The organism is Micromonospora sp. NPDC002296, from assembly GCF_040296145.1.
Lineage (GTDB): Bacteria > Actinomycetota > Actinomycetes > Mycobacteriales > Micromonosporaceae > Micromonospora.
Window position 1 is genome coordinate 1 of the sequence record NZ_JBEOWQ010000071.1, and the last position, 17,663, is coordinate 17,663.

Sequence of the window (17,663 nt, forward strand, 5' to 3'; positions counted from 1 at the left end):
CCCGCCCCCGCCCTGCCCGACCTGGCCGTGGTCGTCTACGCGCACACCCCCACCACGGCGGCCCCACCGGCCCCGGGCGCCGGCCCCTGGCGGGTCGGCGACTGGACCCCGAGCTGGAGCACCCGCCAGCACGCCGACGCCGTGACCGCCGTGCGCGCCGCGATCGGCCGCGGCGACGTCTACCAGGTCAACCTCGTCGGTCACGCCGCCGCCCCGTACACCGGCGACCCCCGCCCCGCCCTGGCCCGGCTGGCCCGGCTGCCCGGCGCCCGCTACGGCGGCACCCTGCACGGCCCCGGCTGGGCCATCGGCTGCGCCTCCCCGGAGACCCTGATCGCCGTCGAGGGCGGCCGGCTGGTCACCCGCCCGATCAAGGGCACCCGCCCGGCCACCGCCGCCGGCCGCGCCGAACTGCTCGCCTCGGCCAAGGAACGCGCCGAACACATCATGATCGTCGACCTGGAACGCAACGACCTGGCCCGCGTCGCGGCCACCGGCACCGTCACCGTCGACGAACTGTTCGCCGTACGCCGCTGGTGCGACCTGTGGCAGGCCGAGTCGACGGTGTCCGCGACCCCCGCCGACGGCCTGGGCCTGGCCGACCTGCTACGCGCGGTCTGCCCCGGCGGGTCGGTCACCGGCGCACCCAAACTGGCCGCCCTCGACGTCGTCGCCGCCCGCGAACCCGTGGGCCGGGGCGCGAGCATGGGCGCGCTGGGCTGGGTGGGCGCCGGCCGGATCGACCTGGGCCTGACCATCCGCACCGCCGCCGCCGACGGGCGCCTGCTGCACGGCTGGGCCGGCGGCGGCATCACCTGGGACAGCGACCCCGACGCCGAGGTCGCCGAGGCCGCCGCCAAGGCCCGGCCGGTCCGCGCCGCCCTCGCCACCGCGCCCGGTTCGCGGGCCGATAGCCTGCTGCCATGACGATGCGGCCCATCCGGATCATCGGCGACCCGGTGCTGCGCACCGCCTGCGAGCCGGTGACCAGCTTCGACGCCGACCAGCGCGCCCTGGTCGGCGACCTGATGGACACCCTGCTCGGCGCACCCGGCCGCGCCGGCGTCGCCGCCCCGCAGATCGGCGTGCCCGCCCAGGTGTTCGTCTACGACGCCGCCGGCCACCGCGGCCACCTGATCAACCCAACGGTGGAGTTGTCCGACGAACTCCAGGACGACGACGAGGGCTGCCTGTCCATCCCGGGGCTGTACTTCCCGACCCCCCGCGCCCTGCACGCCACCGCCCACGGATTCGACCAGCACGGCGAGCCGCTGACCATCTCCGGCAGCGGATTCCTCGCCCGCGCCCTGCAACACGAGACCGACCACCTCGCCGGACGCCTCTACGTCGACACCCTGCGCGGGGACACCCGCCGGCGGGCGCTGCGGGAGATCCGCGCCGGTCGCTTCGACTCACCCACCCGCCGCCACTGACCCGACCGGGTCCCGCCGCCCGGGAGGTGGGACCCGGCCACACCCCCACCCGGCCGACGCCGCCCCGACGCTCAGACCCGGTCGCCGCGCAGTACCAGCCCGGCGACCCCGCCGACCGGGATGAGCAGCCAGCAGGACAACACCCGGTAGACCAGCACCGCGGCGGCGGCGCTGACCGCGGTCGCGCCCGAGGCGGTGAGCCCGGCCACCAGAGCGGTGTCGATGACACCCACCCCACCAGGGGTCAGCGGCACCTGCCGGACGATCTGCACACCGAGGTAGATGCCCGCCAGGGCGGTCACCCCCACCGGCAGGCGCAACGCCTGGGCCGCAGCGGCCAGGCACAACAGATCAGCCGCCCACTTCACCGCCGCGTAGCCCACCGCCCCCACCCAGTCCCGCACCCGCAGCGACGCCCCCACCCACCACGCCTGACGGGCCGAGAGCAGCAACGCCCGCGCACGCCGACGCACCGCACCCCCCGACACGTCGGCGCCCGGTGCGGCCCCGACCGGCCGCCGACGCGGCCGCCGACGCCCGACCAGCACCACCAGCGCGACCAGCACGCCGAGCACCGCCACGACGGCCAGCGCACGCCAGTCCCACCCACCCGGGGCGCGGGTGAGCACCACCGCACCCCCACCCACGTAGAGCAGAGCCAACCCGCCGATGGACGCCAACCCCGACACCACCGCCGAGGCCGCCGCGACCTCACGGGACGCCCCGGCGCGCTCGTACTCCCGGATGGCGTACCCGGTGGACACCGCCGCCCCGGCCGGCAGCGAGATCGACAACGCCGTGCCGGCCAGGCTGATCGCCACCACCCGGCTGCGCCGCACACGCACCCCAGGGCGTCGAGCAACCGCCGCTGCTGCAACGCGAACGCCGCCAGCGAAACGACCTGCAGCAGCACCGCCAGCACCACCCACCCGAAACCGGCGCCGGTCAGCGCGGCGAGGAACTCCCGCGGGTCGGGCAGCCGCCCCCGCAGACCCACCACGGCCGCGCCGAGCACCCCCACGGCGACGACGAGCAGCCGCACCCACCGACGCCGCCACAACCCCACGGCGGGACCCGCCGGCGGGGCCGTCACCGCGGCCCCACGCACGCGGTGAGGGTGTATTCGTGGTACCCGGCCACCGGGGTGAACCCGAGCCGGTCGTACAGCCGCAGCGCCGCCACGTTGTCGACCTTCACGTTCAACGTGACGTGGTCGACGTCGGCGGCCAGCCGCCGGCACAGCGCGGACACCGCCGCGGCCGCCAGGCCCCGCCCCCGGTACCCGGGACGGGTGGTGACGTTGCCCAGCGCCGCCACCCGCCACGCCGGGGAGTACACGTGCACCCCGGCCACTGCCACCAACTGCCCGTCGCGGCCCACCCCCACATACCGGCCCGTGTCGAGCATCCTCGGGTCGAACCAGTTCCCCGGGTACGCCGCCGCGTACAGCCGCGTCAGCTCCGGCAGGTCGGCCACGCCCAACGGCTGCCCCTCGCCGGGGACCGCGGCCAGCCGCGCCCGGTCGGTCAACGCCATCTTCCGGTGCGCGCCGCCGTCGGCGACCTGGAACCAGTCCGCCAGCACCGACACCAGGCCGGGGGACAGGTGCGCGTACAGACGCGCCGGCAACACCGGCGCCAGGTCGGTCAGCAGCGCCGCCAACTCCTCCCGGCCGGCGGCGTCGGCGAACGCCAGCAACGTCGGCGGCATCACCGCGTGGTACCGCAGCGCGACCTGCTCCCCGCGACGGAACCACGACGTGTACGGCCAGAAGAAGTCGTCCAGGTCACCCAACTGGTACGCGTGCAGCGCCGGGTCACGACCCAGCAACCGCCCCAGCAACACCCGGTCATGTTCGGCGCGCAACGGCATCCGACGATGATCACATGCCCCGGCGCGATGACCCGCTCACGCCCGGCCACACTCCTCGGCGGGCAGATTCTCGTGCGCCCACCGGGCCAGAGCGTCCAACGCCGGCAACACCGCAGCGCCCCGCTCGGTCAGCTCGTAGCTCACCCCCAGCGGCGGCCCCTGCCGCACGGTGCGGCGCACCAGCCCCACCCGGGCCAACTCGCCGAGCCGGTCGGACAGCACCGACTCGCTGATCCCCTTCAACGCGCGGGTCAGCTCGGCGAACCCCGCCGGCCCATGCGCCAGGGTGCCCAGCAACACCCCGTTCCACCGCTTGCCGAGGAACGCGAACGCCCGCGTCAGCCCCCCGTCACAGGACCGGGGGACCTCACCGGTGGGGGAGCGGGGCGTCATGCCCCCACGATACGTGGCGTTACCCACGACGAAGCAACTTCGAAAAAACTAGCTGCTAGCCTCGGAGCAGTTAACGTCCCGCCCCAGAAGGAACCCACATGACCGACACCGTCACACCCAACCTGATCACCCTCGACGCCGCAGCCCAAGCACAACTGTTCACCGACGCCCGCACCGCCAACACCTTCACCGACGAACCCGTCACCGACGCCCAACTGCGCGCCATCTTCGACCTCGCCAAGTACCCACCCACCGCCGCCAACACCCAGCCCCTGCGAGTGCTCTACACCCGCCCCGGCGAAACCCGCGACCGCCTGCTCACCCACATGTCCGAAGGCAACCGCGCCAAAACCGCCACCGCCCCCGTCGTAGCCGTCCTCGCCGCCGACACCGACTTCCACGAATTCATCCCCCGCGTCTTCCCCATCCGCCCCGAGATGCGCGACGGACTCGCCGCCGACGCCGCCGCCCGCGAAGGCATGGCCCGCTTCAACGCCACCCTCCAGATCGGCTACTGGCTGCTGGCCGTCCGCGCCGCCGGCCTCGCCGCCGGCCCCATGGCCGGCTTCGACGCCGCCGCCGTCGACCGCGACCTGTTCGCCGACACCACCTGGCGCTCCCTGCTCGTGGTGAACCTCGGCAAGCCCGGCCCCGACGCCTGGTTCCCCCGCCTGCCCCGCCTCGACTACGACGACATCGTCCGCCACGCCTGACCCACCCCGGCCGGCCGGCGCGCGACCCGCACCGGCCGGCACCTCACCGCCCCACCCACTGGTCATGACCCAACTTCACCACCAACGCCACCACCACCAACAACAACACCACCCGCACGAACCCCGCCCCCCCGCCGCAACGCCATCCGCGCCCCCACCGCAGCCCCCGCCACGTTGCACACCGCCATCGCCGCACCCAACAACCACCACACGTGACCCGTCGCCGCGAACACCACCAACGCCCCCAGATTCGTGCCCACGTTCACCACCTTCGCCATCGCCGACCCACCCACAAAATCCGCCCCCACCAACACCGTGAACGCCACCACCAGGAACGTCCCCGTCCCCGGGCCGATCAACCCGTCGTACGCCGCAACACCCACCCCCGCCACCGCGACAGCCGCCACCACCCGCCCCCGGGTCCGCCGCCGCGGCACCGCCACCACCCCCAACCGCGGCCGCGCCACCACAAACACCGCCACCACCACCAACACCACCAACACCACCGGCCGATACGCCGATGCCGGCACCACCCCCGCCAACGCCGCACCCACCCCCGCCGTCACCACCGCCAGACCCGCCGCCGGACCCGCCACCTGCCAGTCCAGCCTCGTCCGCCGCGCATACGTCACCGCCGCCGTCGCAGTGCCCGCAATCGCCGCCAACTTGTTCGTCCCCAACGCCGTCGCCACCGGCACCCCCGGCGCCGCCACCAACAACGCCGGCAACAACAACAACCCACCACCACCCACCACCGCATCGACCCAACCGGCCAACGCAGCCACAGCGAGCAGGGCAGTCAACGACGCAGCATCCACGGCCGGCCATTCTGCCCACCCCACCCCACCCCACGCCACCCCACCCGCCGACAACCCGAGTGTCCCGCCTCACCACCGACCCGAACGCGTCACCGCCCACGCCGACGCCGCAACCACACCCCCACAAAACCCACCGCCACGAACACCACCATCGAACACACCAACACCTTCAGCATCCGCCAACCCTCCCACCACCCACGTAGGGTGCAAAACGTGCGCCTGGCCACCTTCAACCTGCTCCACGGCCGATCCCTCACCGACGGACTCGTCGACCCCGACCGGCTCACCGCCGCCCTCACCACACTCGACGCCGACGTCCTCGCCCTGCAGGAAGTCGACCGCAACCAGACCCGCAGCGGCAACCTCGACCTCACCGCCATCGCCGCCCGCGCACTCAACGCCCCCCAACACCGCTTCGCCGCCGCCCTCGTCGGCACCCCCGGCGAACACTTCCGCCCCCTCCACCACGACGACGACGGACACGGCGAACCCTGCTACGGCATCGGCCTGATCACCCGCCACCCCGTACGCACCTGGCAGGTCACCCGCCTCAAACCCGCCCCCGTCCGCGCACCCGTCTACATACCCGGCCACGGCCTCACCCTCCTCGAAGACGAACCCCGCGTCGTCCTCGCCGCCGTCCTCGACACCCCCCACGGCGACATCACCGTCGCCGCCACCCACCTGTCCTTCGTCCCCGGCTGGAACGCCCACCAACTCCGCCAGACCATCCACGCCCTACCCGCCCCCCGCATCCTCCTCGGCGACCTCAACCTCCCCGCCGGCCCCGCCCGACTCATCTCCGGCTGGACCCCACTCGGCCGCCGCCCCACCTACCCCGCCGCCCGCCCCCGCGTCCAACTCGACCACATCCTCGCCGACCCCCACCAACGCCACCGCCTCCCACCCGTCACCGCAGTCACCACCCCCGCCACCACCATCTCCGACCACCGCCCCCTCGTCGTCGACCTCGGCCGACACCCCGGGCACGCCCGTCCACGGCAAGCACCCCCGCTTCCGGACCAGCGCCGCTGACGTCCCCACACGGCCGGCCCTCCGATACACGCCCGAAACACTCCGCGACAGACGGATCTACGTCGTGACCACCCCACTGCGCGGCCAACGCCGCTGACCGCAGCCGTCGGGCCGGTCAGCTCCCCCGACCGGCCCGACCACCACACCTACCCGACCGCCCGCGCCGCCGCCACCACCGCATTACGGAACAACATCGCCACCGTCGTCGGCCCCACCCCACCCACCCGCGGCGTGATCGCCCCCGCCACCCGCGCACACGACTCATCCACATCCGGCAACAACCGCCGACCCTCATACCGCACCCCACCACCAACCACCACCGCACCCGGCCGCACATGCTCCGGCCGCACGATCCCCGGCACCCCCGCCGCCGCCACCAGGATCTCCGCCCGCCGCGTATACCGCGGCCAGTCCGCCACCCCCGTGTGCACCACCGTCACCGCCGCATTCGCCGTCGGCCGCTTCTGCGCCAACAACATCGCCAACGGCCGCCCCAACGTCGCACCCCGGCCCAGAACCACCACCTCACGACCCGCCACCGGCACCCCATGGAACGCCAACAACGCCTCGATCCCCGCAGGAGTGCACGGCAACGGACCCGGCAACCCCAACGCCAACCGGCCCATGTTCACCGGATGCATCCCGTCGACGTCCTTGTCCGGATCCGCCTGCCGCTGCTTGATCCGGATGTACCCGGCACTCGCGTCGTCGTCGCCCACCAACACCGTCGCCAACGACGGCGTCACCCCCACCGCCCGCAACGCCGCGACCTCCGCCGCCACCTCACCCAGCACCTGCTGCGCCACCGGCCCACCCGGCAACAACCGCGCCGCGCCCGAAGAAACCCCAGAAGAAGGCATGGCACCACCCCGCCCGCAGGAGCCCAGGCGGACGACCCCCACGGCGAGCTCCCCGATGGTCGATCCCATCCCCGATGCCGCCAGTCGCGTACCCCTGCACCCTGCCACACCCTCGGTCACCCCGCCGCGCCCTCCTGCACCCGCACCAACCCCACCAACGCCCGGTTGGTGCGGTTGGACCGCACCGCCGCCCGCTGCTGACCCGCCGTCACCTCGATGTACGTCTGCGACGACGCCAACGACGCGTGCCCCAGCAACCGCATGATCTCCGCCGCGCTCGCCCCGTCCTCCGCCAACCGGGTCGCGAACGTGTGCCGCAACGCGTGCAACTGCGCCCCCCGCGGCACCCGATCGACCACCCCGGCCCGCCGGTAACAGGACTCCACCAGGTACTGCAGGCCGCCCCGGCGCAGCGGCTCACCCCGTCGGTCCAGCAGCAGCGGCGAATCCGGCCGCACCGACCGCGACCCGAACCGCCGAGCCCGACTGTCCAGGTACGCCACCACCACCCGGTCCAGCTCCGGCTCGATCGGCACCACCCTCGGCCGGCCGCCCTTGCCGATCACGTCGACCCGCCGCTCACCGGGCCGCCCCGCCAGCGACGCGACCCGCAACGCCAGCAACTCCGACAGGCGCAGCCCCGCACACAGCGCCAACGCCAACACCGCCACGTCCCGCTCCGGCCACGGGTCACGCTGCCGGTCGTCCTCCCGGGACACCGCGGCGAGCAACTGCTCCGGGGTGTCCTCACCGCGCAGCGGCTTGGGCCGGGGGAGCGGAGCACGGGGTCGGTCCACCGCCGGCATCGGGTTGCCCGCCACCACCCCCTCGGCGACCAGGAACGAGAAGAAGCTGTTCCACGTCGACCAGGCGCGATGAACGGAGGCGACGGCCCGGGGGGCGGCGAACCGGGCGAACGCCGCCCTCAGGACCCTGGGGGAGAGGCCGGTGACCGGAAGCGCGTCCGACGGCAGGGGAGGGACGAGGGCCTCGCCGGCCAGGGCCGCCACCGCGCACAGATCCCGCCGGTACGCCTCCAGCGTGTGAGGGGAGGGCTTGCGCGTGGCCCGGGCGGTCAGGAACTCCTCGATCAACGACCGTACCGATTCGTCCTGTTTGTCATGCATAAGGGATATTATGCATGATTCTCGGGTTACCGGCGACCCCAGGGGAGCGAAGCCGCGACGCGACAACCCCGGGCCAGCATCACCCGATCCCGCTCCCGTCTTCGGCGGCGATCAAGGGGCTTGCGTGGGAACAGGTCAGAACCGGACGCGAACCTCTTGATCTGATCGCCGGCCGAAGATGGGAGCCGCCTGCAACAGCCAACCGGTGGAGGGCTGATGCGGACTGTGGATCGAGAGGGCCTGGGTCGGGAGGCGGTGGTGGGTGCTGGGGGTACGGGCGTGGGGTTGCTTGAGGGGTGGAGTTCCCGTCGGGGATGGGCGTGGGCGGCGGGCCCCGGAGGAGGCGGTCCTGCCGGCTGCCACTCCTGCGGGAGAGGCCCCGAATGATCTACTTGACATAATGTACATTATCGAATCACGCACGGGAAGCCGTGAACTGCCAAAACTCCCGCCCAGCCACGCGCTCCTGCCCGTTGCATCGCCAGGTGATCTCCACGTTCCCCGTCAACTGTCGACTCGCGCGGCTGCGCCGCGTACCAGCCGCGCCAACCCGCGCTACTCAGGCAGCCCGTCCGCGGAAGTTGGGGCCGCATGTCCACTGACGTTCTCACCCTGGCCCCGCCTCACCCCGGTGATCATGAAGTTGTTGCCACGACACGCCCGAGATTCATGGCAATAACTTCATGATCACCGGGGTGAGGCGGGCGGGCGCTCGGGAGAGTCTTTCGTTGACTTTCGGGAAGAAGGCAGCATGCTTTCCGCACTCGACCGTCGGCACACCGTCGCGCCGCCCGGGTACAGCCGTTGGCTGATTCCGCCGGCCGCGTTGGCGATCCACCTGTGCATCGGACAGGTCTACGCAACCAGCGTGTACAAGAACTCGCTGATCGCCCACTTCGACGCGAGCCAGACGGCGATCGGGGTGATCTTCAGCATCGCGATCGTGATGCTGGGGTTGTCGGCGGCGGTGGCCGGTACGTGGGTGGAGCGCAACGGTCCGCGTAAGGCGATGTTCGTCTCGGCGTGCTTCTGGGCGGCGGGGTTCCTCGTCGGTGCGGTAGGGATCGCGACGGGTCAGCTGTGGCTGCTGTACGTGGGGTACGGGCTTCTGGGCGGGATCGGGTTGGGAATCGGCTACATCTCCCCCGTGTCGACGTTGATCAAGTGGTTTCCGGACCGGCCGGGCCTGGCTACCGGCTTGGCGATCATGGGGTTCGGGGGTGGCGCGATGGTGGCCTCTCCCCTGTCCCGGCAGCTGTTGTCGCTCTACGATTCGGGCTACGACCCGGACGCCGTCGCGGGCGCGACGGCGTCGGGGACGGCGCTGGTGTGGCTGTTCGTGACGCTGGGCGTCGGCTACTTCGTGATCATGATGTTCGGGGTGGCGAACGTTCGGGTGCCGGCGGCGGACTGGCGGCCGGCGGGGTTCGAACCCGCGCGCACGACGGCGAGGCCGATGGTGACCACGGCGAGCGTGTCGGCGGCGAACGCGGTGCGGACGCGGCAGTTCTGGTTGCTGTGGGTGGTGTTGTTCTGCAACGTGACGGCCGGGATCGGGATCCTGGAGCAGGCGAGTCCGATGATCCAGGACTTCTTCCGTGAGGAGGGCGCGTCGGCGGTGTCGGTGGCGGCGGCGGGCGGTTTCGTGGGGCTGCTGTCGCTGTTCAACATGGGTGGCCGGTTCGTGTGGTCGTCGGCGTCGGACATGATCGGCCGTAAGCCGGTGTACGTGCTGTACCTGGGTGTGGGGATGGTGTTGTACCTGCTGCTGGCGTTGTTCGGGCAGGTGGCGACGGCGCTGTTCGTGTTGTTGGCGTGCGTGATCGTGTCGTTCTACGGGGGTGGGTTCGCCACGATGCCGGCGTACCTGCGGGACCTGTTCGGCACGTACCAGGTGGGGGCGATCCACGGCCGGGTGTTGACGGCGTGGTCGGCGGCGGGGGTCGCCGGGCCGTTGATCATCAACGGGTTCCTCGACGCGAAGGGTGCGCCGGGGACGCTGACGGCGGCGGGGTACCGGCCGGCGCTGTTGACGATGGTGGGGGTGCTGGCGGTGGGGTTCGTGGCGAACCTGCTGGTGCGGCCGGTGCCGGAGCGGTTCCACGAGCCGGCGCCCGTCGGTTCGGGCGGGGTGCAGGGAGGGATAGCGCGATGAGCAACGGTTCGTCCGGGCAGACCGGCCGGTTGTGGATCTCCTGGTTGCTGGTGGGTGCGCTGCTGGGGTACGGGGTGGTGCAGACGGTGCTGACGGCGGCGAAGTTGTTTACGGGCTGAGGGGGCACCGACCTGGGTACGTACGTGGTGACCGGGGCGGCTGCCGAGGTGTTGGAGCGCACGGCGAGAAGGTCAGGGTGCCGCCATCGCGCGCTTTCCTGATGAGGTCCGGAGACTGCGCCCGCGGCAGGGCCTCGTCGGTGATGCGCGCCGACCGCCGGTCCAGGGCAGCGATGTCGGCCGATTGGTCGAGGATCTGCGCCTTGATCTGAGCGTCGACGTGGGACAGCCGGCTGCCGTCGGGCATGTCCGCGTCAGAGGCCGCCGGAGACGCGTAGGACGGTTCCGGTGGTGTAGCTGGCGTCGGGGCTGAGGAGCCAGGCGATGGCGGCGGCGATCTCGTCGGGTTCGCCGGCGCGGCCGAGTGGGATGCGGTCGGCGGCGGTGTCGGCGCGGTCGGGTGCGCCGGAGAGTGCGTGCAGGTCGGTGCGGATGATGCCGGGGGCGACGCCGTTGACGCGGATGCCGTGGGGGGCGAGTTCCTTGGCCAGGCCGACGGTGAGGGTGTCGGTGGCGGCTTTGACGGCGGCGTAGTGGATGTACTCCCCCGGGCTGCCGAGGGTGGCGGCGGCGGAGGAGACGTTGACGATGGCGCCGCCTCGGGTGAGGCGGCGGGCGGCTTGTTGGGCGCAGAGGACGTACCCGATGAGGTTGACGTCGACGACGTGGCGCAGGTCGTCGGCGCGTAGTTCGGTGAAGGGGCCGATGGGGCTGGTGACGCCGGCGTTGTTGACGAGGCCGGTGAGGGGGCCGAGGTCGGCGGCGGCGTCGAAGAGGCGGGTGATGGCGTCGGGGTCGGTGGTGTCGGCGGGGACGGCGACTGCGTGGCGGCCGGTGACGCGGATGTCGGCGACGACGGTGTCGGCGGCGTGGTGGTCGCGGCGGTAGCCGATGGCGACGTGGTGGCCGTGGTGGGCGAGGCGGCGGGCGGTGGCGGCGCCGATGCCGCGGCTGCCGCCGGTGATGATGGTGACGGGATTCAATGTGTTCCTCCCCCGGGTGCTGGTGGTGACGGTACAGGTGTGGGTGGTGGGTGTTGGTGGAGAGCGTGGTCACACCGGTGATCGCTTACGCTGCCGGCGTCGACTAGTGGAGGTGTGCGGGTGTCGGGTGTGCGGGTTGGTGACCTGGTCGAGGATTTCGAGTTGCCGGACGAGACGGGGACGCTGCGGCGGTTGTCGGAGTTCTTGGCGGTGGGGCCGGTGGTGTTGTTCTTCTATCCGGCGGCGATGACGCGGGGGTGCACGGCGGAGAGCTGTCACTTCCGGGATCTGGCGGCGGAGTTCGCGGCGGTGGGCGCGTCTCGGGTGGGGATCAGTCGGGACGCGGTGGAGAAGCAGGCGGAGTTCTCCCGGTTGCACGGGTTCGACTATCCGTTGTTGTCGGATGTGGATGGTGTGGTGGCGCGGCGGTTGGGGGTGTTGCGGCGGGTGCCGTTGGGGCCGTTGGGTTCGCGGCGGATGACGTTTGTGATCGGGTCCGACCGGCGGGTGGTGGAGGTGGTGCACAGCGAGTTGGGGATGAACGAGCATGCGGATCGGGCGTTGCGGGCGTTGGGGGGCTGATCTTCGGGGTGTCGCAGCGGGCTGGTATCAAGGCAGGAATCAGACAGGTGTACGGAAGAGGGTTGTGATGGTTGCCGCGGGCCAGGGTTTGTCTACTGACGAGGTGCAGAGCATCCGGGAGGCGTTGGCGGCCGGCCGGAAGCCGAAGGTGGTGTTCACGTCGTCGGCGGGTCAGATCGCCGGTCAGGTGGGCCAGGTGGTGGAGTTGACCGATCCGTCGGTGTCCGACGAGTTCGTGGTGGTGCGGTTCGGTCGGGACGAGTTGCCCTTCTCCCCCGCTGATGTGGCGGTGGCGCCGCGGGGGGCGGGCCGTCGGGTGGTGGAGGTGAAGGCGGAGCCTGAGCCGGTTCCGCCTGCGGCGGAGCCGGAGTTCGTGTTGGACACGCCGCGGGTGCCGGTGGCGCGGCGGGAGGAGCCGAAGGTGGAGCAGCAGCAGGTGGAGGCGAAGCCGGCGCGGCGGGCGGTGAAGGCGGTGAAGCCGAAGGGTCCGGCGGGGTTGACGGTGACGTTGGCGTACGCGGACGGTGAGTGGACGGTGGCGGCGCAGCAGGGTTCGAAGTCGTTGGCGAAGCCGTATGTGGTGAAGCCGGCGGAGGCGTTGCGGATGGTGGTGTTGGTGGATGTTCCGGGGGTGCAGGAGGCGGTGGAGCAGATCCTGGCTGCGGAGCGGGCTGAGGCGGAGCAGCAGGCGGGGAGGCTGCGGGCGGAGCTGGCGGAGATCGAGGCGCGGTTGGCGGAGTTGCGCGAGGCGGGTTGATCGCGCCTGGTGTGCCTGTCCCCCGCCCTCCGTCGCCGTGTGCGGCGGGGGGCGGGGGCGTGTCGGGGGTTCAGAAGTAGTCGTGCAGGTGGGCGGGGCCGGCGGCGGCGAGCAGGTCGAGTGGGCGGGGGTCGGCGGTGGTGTGCAGTTGGCCGGTGTGTCGGAGGGTTTCGGCGTCGGTGGTGCCGGTGTAGAGCTGGGCGAAGCCTCGGACGGTCAGGTGCAGGGGGGTGTCGGTGGTGGTGCGGTGCAGTTCGGCGGTGCCGTCGGCGACGTCGAGGCGCCAGGTGCCGGTGTTCCAGTCGGCGAGGTGGTCGTGGAGGGTGAAGGTGACGGTGCCGTGGGCGTGGGTGGGCCAGCCGCGTTGGGTGATGGCGCGGGTGACGTCGACGGGTCGGTGCATCCAGGTGTTTTGGTGGTGTTCGCGGGTGGCTTCGACGGGGAGGTGGGCGGTGATTGCGTCGCCGTCGAGGAGGTTGAGTCGCAGGGTGGGGGTGACGCTGGCCCAGGTGGCGAGGGTGCGGATGAGTTCGCGGGCGGCGTCGGCGGTGGTGGCGAGGGCGTTGTTGACGGTGAGGACGGCGTCGGGGCCGTAGCCTCGGCCGCGGTCCCAGGTGGCGTAGCCGACGAGGTGGCCGTCGTGTTCGACGAGGGTGAGTCCGTCGGTGGGCAGGGTGTCGGTGGGGTGGTCGTACAGGGGGCCGCGGCGGGTGAGCAGGCCGCGGCGGTGGCGGGTGACGGTTTCGTACAGGTCGGTGATGGCGGGTAGGTCGGTGGGGCCGCCGTCGCGGACGGTGAGGTGGGGTGCGGGTGGGTGTCGGGGTAGTGCGGCGGTGGACAGGTCGATGGTGCGTAGGGCGCCGGCGACTTCCCAGCCGCAGGCGCGGTAGGGGGCGGTGGTGGTGGGGAACAGTGCGCTGACGGCGGCGCCGCGGTCGTGTGCGCCGCGTAGGAGGCCGGTGAGCAGGGCGCGGGCGACGCCTCGGCCGCGGGCTGCGGGGGTGACGGCGACGCCGGCCACGTCGGCGGCGGTCACGGGGCGGCCGTTCCACCACTGGTCGTGGTGCAGGTCGACGGCTTTGCCGAGGAGTTGGCCGGTGGGGTCGAAGGCGCCGTAGCGGGTGAGGCCGGGTGGGGTGGCGGTTGGTGGTGGTCGGGTGGGGTCTGACCCGAAGGCGTGGCGGCCGAGGGTCCAGGCGGCGGTGAGGTCGTCGGGGGTGAGTTCCCGGACGTCGATGGTGGGCATCGGGTGACGGTAGCGGCGGTGTGGGTGTGCCTGCCTGGGTTTTGTTGTTCGGGGTGCGCGGCAGGGGCCGGTGCGGTTATCGCGCCGGCCCCTTGCCGTTTGTCGGTGGTCAGTGGTGCGGGATGTGGGCGACGCCGATGCGCTTGCGGAACACCCAGTAGGTCCAGCCCTGGTAGGCCAGGACGATGGGGGTGAACACGACCGCCACCCAGGTCATGATCTTCAGGGTGTAGGGGGTGGAGGCGGCGTTGGTGGCGGTGAGCGTGCCGGCGGCGTCGAGGGTGGAGGGCAGCACGTTCGGGAACAGCGCCGCGAACAGCGTCGCCACGGCCAGCGCGATTGCCACGGCGGTGCCGGTGAACGCCCAGCCCTCGCGGCGTACGTGGGCGGCGGCGAGGCCGCCGAGCAGGGCCAGCGCCGCGCCGACGGCGAAGACGACGGCGGCCGCGCTGGAGCGGATGGTCAACGTCCAGCTCAGGAACGCCACCGCGAGCACGGCGGTGGCGATGCCCAGGCGTACCGCGAGCTTGCCGGCGCGTTCGCGGACGTCGCCGACGGTCTTGAGCGCGATGAACACGGCGCCGTGGGTGAGGAACAGGGCGGCGGTGGTGGCGCCGCCGAGCAGGGCGTACGGGTTGAGGAGGTTGAGCAGGCCGCCGACGTACTCGTGGTCGGCGTCCAGGGGGACGCCGCGCACGATGTTGGCGAACGCCACGCCCCACAGCACCGCCGGCACCAGGGAGCCGACGAAGATCGCCGTGTCCCAGCGGCGTTTCCAGGAGGCTTCGGGTCGCTTGTGCCGGTATTCGAAGGCGACGCCGCGGATGATCAGGGCCAGCAGGATCAGCAGCAGCGGCAGGTAGAAGCCGGAGAAGAGGGTGGCGTACCACTCGGGGAAGGCGGCGAACATGGCACCGCCGGCGGTGATGAGCCAGACCTCGTTGCCGTCCCAGACGGGGCCGATGGTGTTAATCAGGACGCGGCGTTCGCGGTCGTCGCGGCCGAGGACGGGTAGCAGCATGCCGACGCCGAAGTCGAAGCCTTCGAGGATGAAGTAGCCGGTGAACAGCACGGCGACGAGGAGAAACCAGATGGTCGTCAGTTCCACGGTGGGCTCCGGGTCAGTAGGCGAACGCGAGCGGGCGCTCGGTGTCGTCGTGGCTGTCGTCGATTTCGGGGGTGTCGGTGAGGTCGGGTACGCCGGCTTTGGCGTAGCGGAGCAGGAGTTTGACCTCGATGACGGCGAGGATGGCGTAGATGAGGGTGAAGGCGGTGAAGGAGGTGAGGACCTCGGTGAGGGAGACGCTGCGGGACACGCCGTCGCGGGTGAGCATCTCGCCGAAGACGATCCAGGGTTGGCGGCCCATTTCGGTGAAGATCCAGCCGAAGGAGTTCGCGGCGAGGGGCAGCAGCGGCATGACGAGGCCGGCGCGCAGGAGCCACTTGCTGGTGGGGGTGCGGCCCTTGCGCTGTGTCCAGAGGACGAGCAGGGCGATCGCGGCGGCGGCGAGCCCGAAGGCGATCATGAAGCGGAAGCTCCAGTAGGTGACCGGGATGATCGGGGTGTAGCTGCCGGCGCCGTACTGGCTGGCGTACTGGGCCTGTAGGTCGTCGATGCCGTGGACGATGCCGTTGGGGTCGCCGGTGCCGAGGTAGGACAGCAGGTAGGGGATCTTGAGGGCGAAGACCTCGCGGCTGCCGTCGAGGCTGCCGATGGTGAGTACGGAGAAGGAGGCGGGGCTCTCGGTGGTGTAGAGGCCCTCGGCGGCGGCCATCTTCATCGGCTGCACCTGGGTCATGATCTTGCCCTGGATGTCGCCGGTGATGAGCACGAGCGCCGAGGAGATCAACACGACCCAGGAGCCGAACTTGGTGGCGAAGCGGTAGGCGCCGGTGTCGGCGCTGTCGCGGTGGCGGATGACGTGGTACAGGCCGACGGAGACGACGAGGGACCCGGCGACGAGGAACGCTCCGGCGAGGGTGTGCGGGAAGGTGATGAGGGCGACCTTGTTGGTGAGCACGGCGAGGAAGTCGGTCAGCTCGGCTCGGCCGGTGTCGGGGTTGATGCGGTAGCCGACGGGGTTCTGCATGAAGGAGTTCGCGGCAAGGATGAAGTAGGCGCTGAGGTTGGTGCCGATGGCGGCGGCCCAGATGGCGGCCAGGTGCAGGCGTTTGGGCAGCCGGTCCCAGCCGAAGATCCACAGGCCGATGAAGGTGGATTCGAGGAAGAAGGCGACGAGGGCCTCGATGGCCAGGGGGGCGCCGAAGATGTCGCCGACGAAGCGGGAGTAGTCGCTCCAGTTCATGCCGAACTGGAATTCCTGCACGATGCCGGTGACCACACCCATCGCGAAGTTGATCAGGAAGAGCTTGCCGTAGAACTTGGTGAGTTTGAGGTAGCGCTCGTTGCCGGTGCGGTGCCACAGGGTCTGCAGGATGGCGACGAGCACGGACAGGCCGATGGTCAGCGGCACGAACAGGAAGTGGTAGACGGTGGTGACACCGAACTGCCAACGGGCGACGTCCAACGCGTCCACCTGATAACCCCCAGCCTTTCATACTACGAGACGTAGTAGATACTACTGGGTGTCGTAGGGAAGTCGGCAGGGGCGGAGGTCCCGAGCCCGCCCGGGACCAATGACCTCGATCACCACTGCCGCTCGACCCGCCCCGGGGCGGCGGTTCCCCGGCTGTGGCGGCGGCATGCGACCATCGAGCGCTGATGGACACCCCGACCGGCCCCTGGCGGCCGCCCCTGCTCTGGCGCGGCGCCCAACTGTTCGCCCGCGCCCTCGTCGGCGCCCTGGCCCGCCTCGAAGTCACCGGCGACGTGCCCGACCGGCTACGCCGCGGCCCGCTGATCCTGGCCGCCAACCACCTCAGCCCGTTCGACCCGGTGGTCCTCGCCGCCGCCTGCCGCGCCCGCGGCGTCGCCCCCCGGATCATGGCCACCGGCGGCCTGTTCCGCACCCCGCTCGTCGGGGCCGCGATGCGCCGCGCCGGGCACCTGCGCGTGGACCGGGGCACCGACGCCGTGCACCGGGCCCTCGACGACGCGGCCAGGGCAGTGGCCGACGGGTCGGTGATCCTGGTCTACCCGGAGGGCCGCATCGGCCTGGACCCCGGCCTGTGGCCCGAACGCGGCAAGACCGGTACCGCCCGGCTCGCCTTCGCCTGCGGTGCCCCCGTGGTGCCCGTCGCGCAGTGGGGCTCCCACGAGGTGCTGCCCTACCGGGCTCCGAAGGGCATGCTGCGCGCCGTCGCCCGGGCGGTGGTTCGCCGCCCGGTGCTCAGGGTGCGCTTCGGGGCGCCCGTGGACCTGACCGGCATCGACCCCGCGGCCCCGGGCGCGGCGGCGCGGGCCACCGACCGGATCATCGACGCGATCACCGACAGCCTGGTCCCGTTGCGCCCCGACGAGCCCGACCGGCCCCGGCACGTCGACCCGGGCCGCCCCAGCGACACCAGCCGCTCCCACCGGCGTGGCCCGCGGCCCTGACGGGAAGAAGCGGCCGGCGAGGGGCCACGGCCGGAGGCGGCGGCGGGTCATTCCCGGCCGGGGGCCCCGCC

18 protein-coding genes, 1 pseudogene and 1 riboswitch are annotated in these 17,663 nt (G+C 71.9%); of the genes and pseudogenes, 9 read left to right on the plus strand and 10 right to left on the minus strand.

Going from position 1 to position 17,663, the window contains the following annotated elements:
- Together ABT023_RS27465 and ABT023_RS27470 are read left to right on the plus strand one after the other, a co-directional pair.
- On the plus strand, positions 1-927 hold a 927-nt coding region (locus tag ABT023_RS27465), incomplete at its 5' end, for a chorismate-binding protein (RefSeq protein WP_350889424.1).
- Positions 924-1,433 carry a peptide deformylase gene (locus ABT023_RS27470; protein ID WP_350889425.1) on the plus strand — a complete coding sequence of 170 codons (510 nt, stop codon included), beginning with the start codon at positions 924-926 and terminating at the stop codon, positions 1,431-1,433. The genes ABT023_RS27465 and ABT023_RS27470, both read left to right, overlap by 4 nt.
- Before the next feature lie 71 nt (positions 1,434-1,504).
- Here the strand turns inward: ABT023_RS27470 and ABT023_RS27475 are convergent, their stop codons facing one another.
- From ABT023_RS27475 to ABT023_RS27485, 3 genes are all read right to left on the minus strand, one after another.
- A complete protein-coding gene (locus ABT023_RS27475; RefSeq protein WP_350889426.1) occupies positions 1,505-2,272 on the minus strand; it encodes a lysylphosphatidylglycerol synthase domain-containing protein in 768 nt (255 codons plus the stop codon).
- A 250-nt stretch (positions 2,273-2,522) separates the two neighbouring features.
- On the minus strand, positions 2,523-3,305 hold the full coding sequence (locus ABT023_RS27480; RefSeq protein WP_350889428.1) for a GNAT family N-acetyltransferase: 783 nt from the start codon (positions 3,303-3,305) through the stop codon (positions 2,523-2,525).
- Between the two features lie 36 nt (positions 3,306-3,341).
- The gene (locus ABT023_RS27485; RefSeq protein WP_350889429.1) at positions 3,342-3,698 is read right to left on the minus strand and encodes a winged helix-turn-helix transcriptional regulator; all 357 of its coding nucleotides are present in this window, start codon (positions 3,696-3,698) and stop codon (positions 3,342-3,344) included.
- A 98-nt stretch (positions 3,699-3,796) separates the two neighbouring features.
- On the opposite strand from ABT023_RS27485, the gene ABT023_RS27490 reads away from it, so the two are divergent.
- Entirely contained in the window at positions 3,797-4,411 is a 615-nt protein-coding gene (locus ABT023_RS27490; RefSeq protein WP_350889430.1) for a malonic semialdehyde reductase, read from the plus strand.
- 43 nt (positions 4,412-4,454) lie between these two features.
- Here the strand turns inward: ABT023_RS27490 and ABT023_RS27495 are convergent.
- Positions 4,455-5,229, minus strand: a pseudogene (locus ABT023_RS27495) (sulfite exporter TauE/SafE family protein).
- Between the two features lie 213 nt (positions 5,230-5,442).
- Between ABT023_RS27495 and ABT023_RS27500 the strand changes: the two are divergent.
- Positions 5,443-6,264 (plus strand): endonuclease/exonuclease/phosphatase family protein, encoded by an 822-nt coding sequence (locus ABT023_RS27500; RefSeq protein ID WP_350889431.1) that lies wholly within the window; start codon positions 5,443-5,445, stop codon positions 6,262-6,264.
- A 146-nt stretch (positions 6,265-6,410) separates the two neighbouring features.
- On the opposite strand, the gene ABT023_RS27505 is transcribed toward ABT023_RS27500, so the two are convergent.
- Complete coding sequence (locus ABT023_RS27505) at positions 6,411-7,124, minus strand: bifunctional 5,10-methylenetetrahydrofolate dehydrogenase/5,10-methenyltetrahydrofolate cyclohydrolase (RefSeq protein WP_350889433.1); 714 nt, start codon at positions 7,122-7,124, stop codon at positions 6,411-6,413.
- A gap of 14 nt (positions 7,125-7,138) precedes the next feature.
- A riboswitch (ZMP/ZTP riboswitch) is annotated at positions 7,139-7,222 on the minus strand.
- Between the two features lie 18 nt (positions 7,223-7,240).
- A complete protein-coding gene (locus tag ABT023_RS27510) occupies positions 7,241-8,251 on the minus strand; it encodes a tyrosine-type recombinase/integrase (protein ID WP_350889434.1) in 1,011 nt (336 codons plus the stop codon).
- Between the two features lie 751 nt (positions 8,252-9,002).
- Between ABT023_RS27510 and ABT023_RS27515 the strand changes: the two genes are divergently transcribed.
- On the plus strand, positions 9,003-10,406 hold the full coding sequence (locus ABT023_RS27515; protein ID WP_350889435.1) for an OFA family MFS transporter: 1,404 nt from the start codon (positions 9,003-9,005) through the stop codon (positions 10,404-10,406).
- Positions 10,403-10,525, plus strand: coding sequence for an MFS transporter small subunit (locus tag ABT023_RS27520; RefSeq protein ID WP_350889437.1), 123 nt, complete (start codon positions 10,403-10,405; stop codon positions 10,523-10,525). Before ABT023_RS27515 ends, ABT023_RS27520 begins: the two co-directional genes overlap by 4 nt.
- 254 nt (positions 10,526-10,779) lie before the next feature.
- On the opposite strand, the gene ABT023_RS27525 is transcribed toward ABT023_RS27520, so the two are convergent.
- Positions 10,780-11,508, minus strand: a complete 729-nt coding sequence (locus ABT023_RS27525; RefSeq protein WP_350889438.1) for an SDR family NAD(P)-dependent oxidoreductase — start codon at positions 11,506-11,508, stop codon at positions 10,780-10,782.
- A gap of 120 nt (positions 11,509-11,628) precedes the next feature.
- On the opposite strand from ABT023_RS27525, the gene ABT023_RS27530 reads away from it, so the two are divergent.
- The gene (locus tag ABT023_RS27530; RefSeq protein WP_350889440.1) at positions 11,629-12,090 is read left to right on the plus strand and encodes a peroxiredoxin; all 462 of its coding nucleotides are present in this window, start codon (positions 11,629-11,631) and stop codon (positions 12,088-12,090) included.
- Positions 12,091-12,157: 67 nt separating this feature from the next.
- Positions 12,158-12,847 (plus strand): hypothetical protein, encoded by a 690-nt coding sequence (locus tag ABT023_RS27535; protein WP_350889441.1) that lies wholly within the window; start codon positions 12,158-12,160, stop codon positions 12,845-12,847.
- Positions 12,848-12,917: 70 nt separating this feature from the next.
- On the opposite strand, the gene ABT023_RS27540 is transcribed toward ABT023_RS27535, so the two are convergent.
- From ABT023_RS27540 to ABT023_RS27550, 3 genes are all read right to left on the minus strand, one after another.
- Complete coding sequence (locus ABT023_RS27540) at positions 12,918-14,084, minus strand: GNAT family N-acetyltransferase (RefSeq protein WP_350889449.1); 1,167 nt, start codon at positions 14,082-14,084, stop codon at positions 12,918-12,920.
- 118 nt (positions 14,085-14,202) lie between these two features.
- Positions 14,203-15,201 (minus strand): cytochrome d ubiquinol oxidase subunit II, encoded by a 999-nt coding sequence (gene cydB, locus ABT023_RS27545; protein ID WP_350889443.1) that lies wholly within the window; start codon positions 15,199-15,201, stop codon positions 14,203-14,205.
- A 13-nt stretch (positions 15,202-15,214) separates the two neighbouring features.
- Positions 15,215-16,630: a cytochrome ubiquinol oxidase subunit I gene (locus ABT023_RS27550; RefSeq protein WP_350889445.1), complete on the minus strand. Its 1,416-nt coding sequence runs from the start codon at positions 16,628-16,630 to the stop codon at positions 15,215-15,217.
- Positions 16,631-16,815: 185 nt separating this feature from the next.
- Here ABT023_RS27550 and ABT023_RS27555 point away from each other — a divergent pair, with 185 nt between their 5' ends.
- Positions 16,816-17,592 carry a lysophospholipid acyltransferase family protein gene (locus ABT023_RS27555; RefSeq protein WP_350889447.1) on the plus strand — a complete coding sequence of 259 codons (777 nt, stop codon included), beginning with the start codon at positions 16,816-16,818 and terminating at the stop codon, positions 17,590-17,592.
- The last annotated feature ends 71 nt before the right edge of the window (positions 17,593-17,663 follow it).